The organism is Litchfieldia sinesaloumensis (genome assembly GCF_900156865.1).
GTDB classification, from domain to species: domain Bacteria; phylum Bacillota; class Bacilli; order Bacillales; family Bacillaceae_L; genus Ferdinandcohnia; species Ferdinandcohnia sinesaloumensis.
This window is the reverse complement of sequence record NZ_LT732529.1, coordinates 4,386,205-4,398,364: the sequence shown is the minus strand read 5'-3', so window position 1 is coordinate 4,398,364 and position 12,160 is coordinate 4,386,205. Positions and strand designations below refer to the sequence as shown.

Below are 12,160 nucleotides of genomic sequence, written 5' to 3'. Positions count from 1 at the left end.
TTATGGTAAACGACATTTTCCCCTTGTTTATGTTAATAATATCATATATTCTACATATTTTTCCTATTTTTTCTCCGTTGTTTTTTCCCTTAGGAATGTTAAGTGTACTATTAATGATTTGGTGTACGATATCGATTCCTTGTAAAAAGGCAATAAAATTTGATACCCTTAAATAGCTAAATTTTGGTTGAGTGGGAAAGATAAAAATAATAAAAAGTAATATTAGTTAAAGAAAGGAATTTATGATGAAAAATATTTCTAATGTATTTTGGATTTCGGTTGCTATTGTTGTTGCGGCTGTCATATTTGGTGTTGCAGCACCCACTAGCTTTGAAGAAATTACAGGTAATATTCAATCCTTTATAACATCAGCCTTTGGTTGGTATTACCTCATATTAGTTACCATAATTGTGATTTTCTGTCTGTTTCTTATTTTTAGTCCTGTTGGTGCAATTCGGTTAGGAAAACCAGATGAGAAACCGGAGTATTCAAATACTTCTTGGTTTGCCATGTTGTTTAGTGCAGGGATGGGAATTGGGCTTGTCTTTTGGGGGGCAGCAGAACCCCTTTCACATTACATAACGCCACCTTTAGCTGAAGGGGCGACCAATGCGGCACAAAAAGAGGCGATGCGCTATACCTTCTTCCATTGGGGAATACACGCATGGGGGATTTATGCACTTGTCGCGCTTGCATTAGCGTACTTTAATTTCCGAAAAGGTGAACCTGGTTTAATATCAGCTACACTAAAGCCTGTTTTAGGAAAGAAAGCAATGGAAGGCATACTTGGTACAATTATCGATGTTTTAGCCGTATTTGCAACAGTCGTTGGTGTTGCTACAACACTGGGATTTGGTGCAGCCCAAATAAATGGAGGACTCGCTTACCTGTTTGGGATACCTATTAATTTTTTCGTTCAATTTATCATTATTGCTATTGTTACGGTCTTATTTATGATCTCAGCATGGTCTGGTTTAAGTAAAGGGATTAAGTACTTAAGTAATGCGAACATGATATTAGCGCTTGCGTTATTCCTGCTAATGTTCATTGCTGGTCCTACGATCCTAATACTAGACATGTTTACCGATTCTGTTGGAGGTTATATTCAAAACCTCATACAAATGAGTTTCCGAATTGCTCCCCTCAACGAGGAACATCGTTCTTGGATTAATGGCTGGACGATTTTCTATTGGGCATGGTGGATTTCATGGTCACCATTTGTAGGTATTTTTATTGCTCGTGTCTCTAGAGGTAGAACAATTCGTGAATTTATTATAGGAGTGCTATTGGCTCCTGCGCTGGTAAGTTTTCTATGGTTTGCAACATTTGGCACTTCCGCGGTTGAAGTTCAAAAGGAAGGTAATGTGGATCTTTCACAATTTGCTACAGAAGAAGTCTTATTTGCTATATTCAATGAATCTTCATTAGCAATTATTTTATCCATAGTTGCCATTATTCTGGTAAGTACTTTCTTTATTACTTCTGCTGACTCAGCTACATTTGTTTTAGGTATGCAAACTTCATACGGCTCACTTACACCAACTAACTCTGTGAAGTTGACCTGGGGTATTTTACAATCTACAGTAGCATTGATTTTACTATACAGTGGTGGTCTACAGGCATTACAAAATGCACTGATAGCGGCAGCTTTTCCATTTTCGATCATCATGGTCCTGATGATGGTATCGCTGTTCCGCGCCTTAACAAAAGAGAAGAAAGAACTTGGTCTATATTTAAAGCCAAAACCACGTAAAAAGGCAGAAACTCCACAGCGTTAATTTGATATTGTCACGAAAGAACCCTCGCAAATGCAAGGGTTCTTTTCAATTAAAAATGCCTCACCTCCATTATTACTGGAGGCAAGGCATCGAATTATTCTTTTACAAGTAACGCAACTGCTTCAACATGCACGGTGTGCGGGAATAGATCCACTGGTTGAACGACTTTTAGGGTATATCCAAATGGTTCAAGTTCTTTAATATCTGTTGCAAATGTTTCAGGGTTACATGAAACATAGACAATTCTTTCCGGCTGTGAGCGACCAATTCTTCTCATCACTTTGCCACCAGCACCCGAGCGTGGAGGGTCAAGTAAAAGCAATTCGGGTCTTCCAAAGCTTTCAAGCACTTCATCTATACCTTTTCGAGCATCCTTTGCTAAGAAGTACGTATTGGATAATCCATTATCTTTTGCATTTCGTTTAGCTGATTCAATTGAGCTTTCAACAATTTCGATACCGGCAAGCTTCTCTACACGGCTTGCGAAAGGTAGAGAAAAGGTTCCAACACCACAGAATAAATCAATCATTTTTTCAGTTTTCTTTGGTTCACCCATTTCAACGGCTAGGTCAACCAATTTTTGAGCTTGGGTAGGATTGGTTTGGAAGAAGGTATCAAACCAAACTCGGAAACGATATCCGTCCATCTCATCGTAAATAAAATCACGTCCAGCTAAGACATGTGTTTGCTCGGATTGAGTTCGATCTGCCCAGTCCGTATTCTCAAGCCACAAAAGGCTTTTTACTTTCGGGAACTTTTCTTCAATGCGTTTAACTAGGTCGTCCGCTGCTTCTTGAAGATGACCTTCTGGTGCTTCTGTTGCAAATAATCCGAGCATGATTTCACCTGTTACAAAGGATTGTCTCACCATAAGATGGCGAAGAAGTCCCTCATGACGGTCTTTATTATAGCCTGGTAACTGATGTTCCTTTGCCCAATCTGCTACTTCCATTGCACCCTCGACCATGTCCTCGCCTGCAATTAGACATGTTTCAAGAGAGATGATATTTCGGAAATTTCCTTGTTCATGCAAGCCAAGTAAGCCTTCAGGTGAGAAGGTAAATTCCATTTTATTACGGTAACGCCAAGGCTCGTCCATTCCAATGGTATCTTTAACAAGTTCTGGACTAAAGCCTTGAGATTCGACCTGTCGTTTCACATACTCTGTTTTATATTGAAGCTGGCCATTGTAATCCCAATGTTGCCATACACAACCACCACATTTTTCAAAATGCGGACAAGGAGGTGCAAGCCTCTGTTCATTTGTGGAAAGAATTTCATCAGCCGCCACTCTTCTTCGTTTACGGTCTGGCTGGTCAACGGTCACACGGACTTGTTCACCGATTAAGGTTTGTGGAATTGTTAGTTTTAACTTCTTTTTATTGCCGTGCTCATTTTCACGCCACACAACTCCTTGCCCTGACCCTTTTTCATCTAACTTTTTAATTTCTACAATCATCGTTTCTGGTTTTGTTACTGCCAATTGTTGTTCCTCCCTTGGTAAAAACGAAAATCTATATTGGAGTTCATTTATCCTAGTTGATTAAAAATACAGTATATTCCTTTTGTATCCCAATTTACAACATACTAACCAAGTATAATGCACAAACTACAAATTTGGAATTCCCTACACCCTAGAAAGTATTAACATTCTTTTAATGGTAAGTACAATGGTGAATATTTCCTTCCAATTTGCTAGATAATACCACAAAGAGAATTTATTTTTTGTGCGGGGATGATTGTAGGGTATGTTGTGGAAGAAAAAGAAGAAAGTTGAACAAACAAATAATCATTATGAGACGAAGGAAAAAACAGTGGATGAGATCTTTGAAAAGGCTAAAAAGTCTAGTGACTTTTCAACTATCTCTCCTATTAAAAATAATGAAAATATTACCTTAAGTTACTTTAAAACACTAGTTGATTCCAAAGTACTACAACAGTCTTTATTACCAAGTTTAAAAAAACAGGTTACGGACATCGAGACACTTTCTGATTTAAAAAATGTAATCCCAATTGAAGAAATTATCTTTACAAACGATCCTGAAGAAATTGATACTGCTCTCCACCAAGGCACTGTTACTGTTTATTTCAAGAACCAAATGGATGAGTTTGCTTTATTTAAAATTGGAAACGCTAGATTAGGTCAACGGGAAACCAATGAAACGGATAACGAATTTAGCGTAATTGGCCCAAAAGTTGGGTTCATCGAAGATATCGGGACAAATCTTCATATGCTAAGAGAACATCTTGATACGCCGGACCTTATACTTGAAGAAATGGTTATTGGAACCAGATCCAGGACAAAGGTTGTAATTGCCTTCATTGATGGGGTTACAAATCCTGAGATTGTAAAGACTGCAAAACAAAGGCTGAATGATATTGATGCTGATTCTGTGTTTGATAACACCCAGCTAGAACAATTTATTACTGATCATTCAAGATCGCCCTTTCCGTTATTTATTACTACCGAAAGAGTTGATCGAACAGTCGCATCCCTTTTGTTCGGACAAATTGTAATATTTACTGATAAATCTTCCTATGCCTTAATCGGACCAGCCAATCTTATGGATTTTTTTTCAAATCCGGAAGATTTTTATCTGCCATCCTTAATTGCATCCTTTTTTAAATTAATTCGGATATTCGGAATGTTATTTTCAATATTTGCAACATCCTTTTATGTAGCAATCTTAACCTTCCATTTCGAAGTTATACCAAAAGACCTACTTGGTCCACTCATTTTCTCTAGAGCTAATGTGCCCTTTCCACCGGTCGTAGAAGTTTTATTTTTAGAAATAACGATTGATTTGCTAAGAGAGGCAGGAGCACGCCTTCCAACAAAAATTGGACAAACTCTAGGAATTGTTGGGGGAATTGTAATCGGTCAAGCAACCGTCGAAGCAGCACTTACAAGTAATATTTTATTAATCTTTGTTGCACTTGCTGCCTTAGCCTCATTTACAACACCTATTTATAAAATGTCTAATGCTGTCAGACTATTACGGTACCCGTTCATCATACTAGCTGCAATTTGGGGTGGCTTAGGAATCTATGTTGGAATTCTCTTTTTAATTGGACATTTGGCTCGACTCAAATCATTAGGTATCCCTTATTTAGTTCCACTTTATCCATTTAGAAAGAGTTGGGCTATCGGTTCCTTTATCAGACCTAATTTTACAAAAACGAGCTCACGTCCGCAGTTCATGAGACCTTTAAGCAAAAAGCGGTACACCCCGGCTACAAATAAAGATCCAGATGATGGATTGAACTCAGAATAAAATCTTGTGGAAAAGGAAGAATCGTTTATATGCGGAAATGGAAAAACAGCCTAATAATTATCTTGATTTTTGTTTGCGCAGTAGGTCTAACAGGGTGTACCAGAACTAAGATTGTCGATAAATTAAGTATTATACATGTATTTGGTTTTGACTTAGATGATAACGGACAAGTGATTGGAACTGCCTTATATCCTGAGTATACGGAGAGTAAAAGTGATGATAAGATTTATTATCTAGAAGATGAGGCAGCTTCAGTTGCACTACTACGACCTAAGATGACGACCCGTACAAGTACCCCTGTCGAGTTATCAAAAATAAGAGTTTTAGTATTTGGTAAAGAATTCGCAGAAGCTGGGATTAATGATGTGGTAGAAAGACTTCTATTAACCCCACAAATTGCTACGAATATTCATATTGCCGTATCTACCCATTCTGCTAAGGAAACTCTTACTACTTTTAAAAAACAGGGCAGCTTAACGTTAGCTGAACAAATCAAACAAAACATGACGGGACAACTCCTCCCAAGGATGAACCTTCATACCTTTTTAAATAATTTTTATGGTGAAGGAGTTGATCCGTACGTGCCTATGCTTACCATTGATAAAAACGATAAAATACAGGTGGATAAGGTCGGTATTTTAAAAGACGATAAGCTCAAACTTCATCTAAATGCTAAAGAAACTTTTGTATTATCAACAATCGAGAATTATCGTTCTCAAGCAACGTATGAAATAATTATGAATAAGGAAAGTCGTAAAGATGTTATTCTTGTTCGTGCTTTTCGAAATAAAAGTAAATGGGATTGGGTAAAAAATGAGCAACAATTAAACCTCACGTTAAACCTCGTTTGGTCAATAACCCATCATCCTGACTACCTTAATTTAGAAAATCCAGAGGATCTTGAAACGATAAAAAAAGTGATTAAAGAAAGTGCGAAAGAGGAGATTGAAAATCTATTTAAGAAGTTCCAAGAAAACGGAGTCGATCCTATTGGTATTGGAAATATTATTCGTTCACAAGATAAGGACTGGAATGAAGCATCCTTTTATGAAGAAACATACCCTACATTACCCATTAATATTAAGCTAAATTTAGAAATCATACATTCAGGCCTTCAGGGCTAACTAGACTAGGATGGTCATAATGAACAGTACGATAAGTGAAAATAAACTCGTTTCACCCTATTTCATCTTTTTTTTAATTCATGGAGCCCAAACAGGAATTGCTGTATTAACATTTCAGGGAAAGGTAAGTAAAGGGGCTGGAAGTGAAGCATGGATGTCCATATTGGCATTGGGCTTAAGTCTTCATGTTTTGTTCTTTATGATGTTATATATTATGAAACAGGCACCTGCTGGTGATATCCTCTCTTTTCATAAAGCCCTTTTAGGAAAGACACTAGGAGGGGTATTGAATATAATACTAGCGTGCTATTTTTCGATAGCAGGCTTAGCTGTTCTATACTCTTATATTGACGCGCTTCAAATATGGGTGTTTGACGGTATCGCGAGCTGGGAATACGCCATTCTTTTAAGTTGCCTTATTTTTTACCTGGTCTCAGGGGGATTTCGAGTGATAACTGGAATTGCATTCTGGGGTGTCATCATTCCTGCTCTGTTACTTAGTACCATATTCTATATTGCTGGCTATTTGGACGTTTCCTATCTTCAACCACTGTTCAATCATAGTTTAAAAGACCATTTTATATCAGTAAAAGCATCCGTCACTTTATTTTTAGGTTTTGAAACGGTGCTTGTTTACTTTCCCTTTATAAAGGATAGTAAAAAGGCGAGCAAATGGGGACACCTAGCTATATTAGTCACAACACTCGCTTATACAATCATAGCACTCGTCACATTTATGTATTTTATACAGGGCAAACTAGAGCACTTAACATGGCCAACCTTAACCATGATTAAAATCATTCAGTTTCCATTTCTTGAGCGATTTGAATTTATCTTTATTTTCACGTGGCTCTTAGCCATTATGCCGGTTATTTGTATCTATCTATGGTCAGCTGTTCGAGCCATTAAATTTACTTTTCCAAAGGTAAAACCAACCTATATTTTATTATTTTTATTAGTTGCTTACGTCCTTGTTAATGCCAATCTTGTTGACTTATACTATACTCATTTAATTCAGAAGGTAGTAATCATTATGGGTACCGCATTCTTGTTTGGCTATATTCCTTTCTTATTTATTATTAGTGTTGTACGAAATGCTATCATAAATAAGAAGAAGAATACCTAAAAAGGGTTATCCCACATGCTCACAGTGTAGCGGACAACCCTTTATTTTACATTTAAATTGAATTAAAACCAATCACCATAACCCAGCTTTCGTAAATGCTTAGCAGAGATATCAAGGCTTTCAAATGGATCTCTTCCATATGTATCGTCTTGTTCAATAATGAAGTACTCAGAACCATACTCTAGCCCAGCATCAACAATGGCTTTAATATCTAAGTTTCCTTCACCAAGTTCAGCAAACTTTATATTATTATGAACATTTTGGACATAGGATGCTCGATCAGTTATGGCACTGAAATCGATTTCTCCGACCTTGTAATCTTTTAAATGAAGTAATCCTAGTCTTCCGGCATATTGCTTCATGTAGCTTACTGGCTCAACTCCTGCCCTTGCTACCCAATGTACATCGATTTCAAAGCCAAGCTTTGTCGTATTATTTTTAATAATGTCCAATAGATATTCTCCATCATATTTCTGGAATTCAATATGATGGTTATGGTAATAGTAATGAATTCCCTCTTCCTCAAGTCTATTGGTGAACGTTTCTAATTTATCGATAAACTCCATGATTTTTCCTTTGTCACCAAGAATATGCACTGGGATCATACCAATACGTAAATACTTACTGTTTAGTGTTTTGCAATCGTTTACGATTTTTTCAAAGTGGTCCGTCAGGTTTTCATTTGTAGTACCTGGTTTTGCTTCTATCGGAGCTGAGAGCGCTGCGATTTCAATATTAAAATAATCTGACGCTCTTTTAATTTCAGCGACATTTTCTGGTGTCATTGGAATTTGAGAAACCTCAACTGCACCATATCCAAGTTCACTAAGCTTTTTAAATGTTTCATAGACGCCGATTTCGGCAACCTTTGATTTTACTGTCATCAGTTGAACTGCAATTTTGCCTTTTTTCATTCTCCAAAAGACCTCCTAGTCGTTTGTTCGAGCATGATGGTAATAAAAATGATTATGTACCAACTCAAGGGAGGGAATACCTCCTCGCTGAATTGAAATCTATAGTAAAGGGGGTTTACTAATAAGTTTATTGTTTTACCGTATTAGATTGTATTTCTTCTTCAATTTTCTTATTTAATTCCGTTAAGTAGAGCTCATCATCAAATGGAAGTTCAACCTCTTTACCTAACCAGCTTGAGAGGTGAATTGCATTTGCTAATGCAACACCGTGCACGCCATCGCTTCCTGGTGCGATTAATGGAGTTCCATCTAAGATATTGGCTGCAAAATTTGTGAGGATATTACAATGCTGGTCTCCCCATACACTTTGGAACTCAATTACTTCTTCTTCATAGATTTGCTCAGGCCCATTACTTCTAATAAGTTTATTAAGTTCTCCCATGCCTAGGGTAGCACTCATCTCTTGCTCAGACTTGCGCAGTCTTCTAACCGTAAGTTTCTTACTATCGTCTACAATGATTTTTCCGTTATCTCCTAAAATCTCAAAACGATCAGTACCTAGGACATCATGTGTACATGTTGCGAAAAATCCAGTTGCACCGTTTTCATATTCAAATATAGCTTTTACATCATCTTCAACAGCAATGTCTCGTTTGAATCCGTATTTTAAATTTGAGAAAACCTTCTTAGGCATTCCACAAATCCACTGGATTAAATCAATTTGGTGTGGAGCTTGGTTTACTAAAACTCCGCCACCTTCACCTTCCCAAGTTGCTCTCCATGCACTTTGATCATAGTATCCTTGTGGTCTCCACCAGGTTGTTATAATCCAGTTGGTACTGCGTATTTCACCGATTTCTCCACCATCAATAATTTCTTTCACCTTTTGATAGAGTGGATTTGTTCGTTGATTGAAGAATACAGCAAATGTAAGTTCTGGCTTTGTTGCCGCGAAATCATTCAATTCCTTCACTTGTTTTGTGTACACACCTGCTGGTTTTTCAACAAGTACGTGAATGTTTCTCTCTAATGCGTCTATCGCAATCTTTGGATGGAGATAATGAGGAACTGTGGTTACAACTGCATCAACTTCTCCACTTTCTAGCATATCGATGTAATTCGAATAGAAAGGTATACCTGGGTATTGTTCGTTAACATACTCCTGAAGTGATGGGTCTACATCGCTGAATGCTCCGATTTCCATATTCTTCACTTTTCCTTCTGATACAAATCTTGCATAGTTCTTACCTTGTACACCCGCTCCGATTATGCCTAATCTTACTTTTTTCATTTCTTTCTCCTTTCCCTATCAGTAACAAAATTTTTCTCAGTTATTCATATTCGTTCAATGTTGGATGAGATTGATAGAGTTGCTTTGAATTCGTTTTCATTTTTGTAGACTTAAAATTACTTTCTTTTCTATAAATGTTAGCAGTGATCTATATTGATTTCCATGTCATAACTTTCGATGTGTTGTGATTTCTTAAGGTAAGCTTCAAAGAATTCTAGATATTTTTGGTTATACTCACCTGACAAACGCGATATAATAAGTTTGGAGTTTATCGTCTAAGTTAGAAAGGGGAAATGAAAGTTGTTAAAAAAGTTCGCAGCAGACGCGTTAGGTTTATCGGATATCGGAAAAATTATTGGTCCTGAGGACTATGATAAAACAGATGCAGATGATTACATAAGACATGAGGACAATGAAAAGATTTACTTTTTAATAAAGACAAAGGCTGATGAATATTGCTTCACAAACATTGCTTTCATCCATGTTGACGGCGCAAATGCTGTTTCTTCAAAAAGAATGCTAAAGCGTTATCCATATTCACAGTACAAAATATCAAATGTGTTTCTTGAAACAGCTGGTAGAGTCGACTTAGATATTGAAATTAAATTCAGCCTAGGAAATCAATCTTACAGTATTGATGTGGATAAAAAACAGATTGATAAATTGAATGATTTATATAAAGCACTCGTTTATATTTCTGAAATTATTCATGAAAATAGCATCATGTACGATATGGCGGTCAATAGCCTCGATAAAGCAGCTTCAGTCTTGCACAATTCAAGGTTATCCGAAGTTCAACTTGCCGAAGAATACAAGCAATTAACCGAGTATGGTTTCTCCTGGCTTTCGTCAGCACGAGATCAATACCATCTAAAAGATTTCGGAGATGTATTTGAAAAGTATATAAACAACTAATATGTTTGATAATGATTAGCATCCATAAAGTCGGGATTCAGTGACTTTGTGGATGCGTTTTTGTTTCTTGGTTTATTTTTGCGTTAATGAAAAGGAATTCGAACATTCTTCTTGCTGTTTCTCCTCATCACTCCGCTTATGAAGAGGATTCACTGCTGCATCCTGTCGACTTTTCCCCTTCATACCGCTTATGAAGAGGATTCGCCGCCACTTCTCCTCTTCGCTTCATTCCCACAAAAAAACGGCGCCTAATTCCAGTGAGTGTACGAATTTACTAGGCTCCAGGCACCGATTGAAAACTAATATTGGTAGTTTGCTATACTAATTATTTAGTATAACGGTTTGCGTAGCTTGAGGCCACGAATGCATTTGGTTTAATTTTCGGTTCTACGCCGATTGCTTCCATGCGTGTGACCATTTCCTTCACAAATTCACGTGTCTTGTTTCTTTTTCCTGCTCCGATGTCAATATGCCCCTCCATTGTAAATGAGGCACCATCGTAAATATGTGGTAACACAATATCAATGAGTTGATTTTTCTTCTCTTCAGTAAATAATGAAACAACTTCCTCCGATAATGATAACTCATAAGATATACGCTCATGCAAATGATTCATTCTCCTTGGAACAACCACTTTTCGGATACAAGCCCACACACCTTTTCCTTCATTAAGTATGACAACCCCTGTAATAAAGGTGGTTTGCCTTGGATGCACTTGAGAATCTGTACCTATGATAAGCCTGAATCTCCCATTAGGTTGAGAACGCATGAACTCTTTTATATGTTCGAAAACACGTTCAAATGACATCCGTTTTTCCATTAGATTTTTAAATAAGTAGTGATTGTTTGAATTGTTTCTCATAAATTCATATCACAACTTTCCCAGTCTTTTATACATTTTATGACCGGAAATTAAATAATGTGTACTATTTGATGATTTGGTACAAAAAATGGATATAAACATGATAAACATGCCCATTCTCCCACTACTTTATTAGCTGCTTTTCCCCGCCCCTAAACTGTATAATGTTACCATAAAGGTTATATCAGATAAAAAAAGGAATGAAGCATATGGACAAAAACCAACTAATACAAATATGCAAATATGTAGGTATTGATATTCTTTTTGATCATCAAATTTTGAAGGAAAATAGGTCATTATATGAAAATTATGCTCAACTTGAGTTTAACAATGGTGCATATGAGTATGCCGAAATTAACTTTGAAAGACAGCCTAATTCAGACAAAGAGAACATCATAACGTTTACTAATGAAGCAAAGGCTACCAAATATTTCTTGATCAAACTGCTTAAGAAATTCTATTTTCCTACTATTTTCCCTGCTGATAACCCTGTCCACGATTTTAAAAATGTTAATGAGCTAACTGACTATTTTCTAAAACTTGGTGTCCCTATCAGCTACTCAAGTTTTAACACGATACAACCACAGACCATCTGCTATGAGGTTGATAGTAGTAATAAAATGGTAATCAGTTATATTAATTCAAGCAACAAAAAAAGCTTTACAACAATACCATTAAGTAGTGAAAGAGGTCTATTTGTCATGTATCGATTAACATATTCCTTAACTGTCTTGAAAGAACTTGAAATTAAGCTCATCAAACAAAATCTTTTAGACGAGAATTTTGAGGATGAGGACATTGAATTATTTATTAAATAGTCCCTCTTCTCGTCTTTCTTTAATTAGACTGACTTTACTTTTAAGAAAGGAGCACGA

General features: G+C 36.6%; 10 protein-coding genes. 6 read left to right on the top strand and 4 right to left on the bottom strand.

Going from position 1 to position 12,160, the window contains the following annotated elements; translation table 11 throughout:
- The first annotated feature begins 245 nt into the window (after positions 1-245).
- Positions 246-1,778: a glycine betaine uptake BCCT transporter gene (locus CZ490_RS21400; RefSeq protein ID WP_077620761.1), complete on the top strand. Its 1,533-nt coding sequence runs from the start codon at positions 246-248 to the stop codon at positions 1,776-1,778.
- 94 nt (positions 1,779-1,872) lie between these two features.
- Here CZ490_RS21400 and rlmD read toward each other — a convergent pair whose 3' ends face one another.
- Positions 1,873-3,237: a 23S rRNA (uracil(1939)-C(5))-methyltransferase RlmD gene (gene rlmD, locus CZ490_RS21395; protein ID WP_407639819.1), complete on the bottom strand. Its 1,365-nt coding sequence runs from the start codon at positions 3,235-3,237 to the stop codon at positions 1,873-1,875.
- A gap of 289 nt (positions 3,238-3,526) precedes the next feature.
- On the opposite strand from rlmD, the gene CZ490_RS21390 reads away from it, so the two are divergent.
- Genes CZ490_RS21390 through CZ490_RS21380 form a run of 3 tightly spaced genes read left to right on the top strand, consistent with a single transcriptional unit; the run spans position 3,527 to position 7,303 of the window.
- Positions 3,527-5,053 carry a spore germination protein gene (locus CZ490_RS21390; protein ID WP_077620759.1) on the top strand — a complete coding sequence of 509 codons (1,527 nt, stop codon included), beginning with the start codon at positions 3,527-3,529 and terminating at the stop codon, positions 5,051-5,053.
- 29 nt (positions 5,054-5,082) lie between these two features.
- Positions 5,083-6,177, top strand: coding sequence for a Ger(x)C family spore germination protein (locus tag CZ490_RS21385; protein ID WP_077620758.1), 1,095 nt, complete (start codon positions 5,083-5,085; stop codon positions 6,175-6,177).
- A gap of 19 nt (positions 6,178-6,196) precedes the next feature.
- Positions 6,197-7,303 (top strand): GerAB/ArcD/ProY family transporter, encoded by a 1,107-nt coding sequence (locus CZ490_RS21380; protein ID WP_159440001.1) that lies wholly within the window; start codon positions 6,197-6,199, stop codon positions 7,301-7,303.
- 62 nt (positions 7,304-7,365) lie between these two features.
- Here CZ490_RS21380 and CZ490_RS21375 read toward each other — a convergent pair whose 3' ends face one another.
- Both CZ490_RS21375 and CZ490_RS21370 read right to left on the bottom strand, forming a co-directional pair.
- Positions 7,366-8,217 carry a sugar phosphate isomerase/epimerase family protein gene (locus CZ490_RS21375; protein ID WP_077620756.1) on the bottom strand — a complete coding sequence of 284 codons (852 nt, stop codon included), beginning with the start codon at positions 8,215-8,217 and terminating at the stop codon, positions 7,366-7,368.
- Between the two features lie 127 nt (positions 8,218-8,344).
- The gene (locus tag CZ490_RS21370; protein WP_077620755.1) at positions 8,345-9,508 is read right to left on the bottom strand and encodes a Gfo/Idh/MocA family protein; all 1,164 of its coding nucleotides are present in this window, start codon (positions 9,506-9,508) and stop codon (positions 8,345-8,347) included.
- A gap of 300 nt (positions 9,509-9,808) precedes the next feature.
- Here CZ490_RS21370 and CZ490_RS21365 point away from each other — a divergent pair, with 300 nt between their 5' ends.
- Entirely contained in the window at positions 9,809-10,423 is a 615-nt protein-coding gene (locus CZ490_RS21365) for a PH domain-containing protein (RefSeq protein WP_077620754.1), read from the top strand.
- A gap of 325 nt (positions 10,424-10,748) precedes the next feature.
- Here the strand turns inward: CZ490_RS21365 and CZ490_RS21360 are convergent, their stop codons facing one another.
- Entirely contained in the window at positions 10,749-11,243 is a 495-nt protein-coding gene (locus tag CZ490_RS21360) for a ribonuclease H-like YkuK family protein (protein ID WP_407639794.1), read from the bottom strand.
- A 251-nt stretch (positions 11,244-11,494) separates the two neighbouring features.
- Here CZ490_RS21360 and CZ490_RS21355 point away from each other — a divergent pair, with 251 nt between their 5' ends.
- Complete coding sequence (locus CZ490_RS21355; RefSeq protein WP_077620752.1) at positions 11,495-12,103, top strand: hypothetical protein; 609 nt, start codon at positions 11,495-11,497, stop codon at positions 12,101-12,103.
- Positions 12,104-12,160 lie beyond the last annotated feature (57 nt).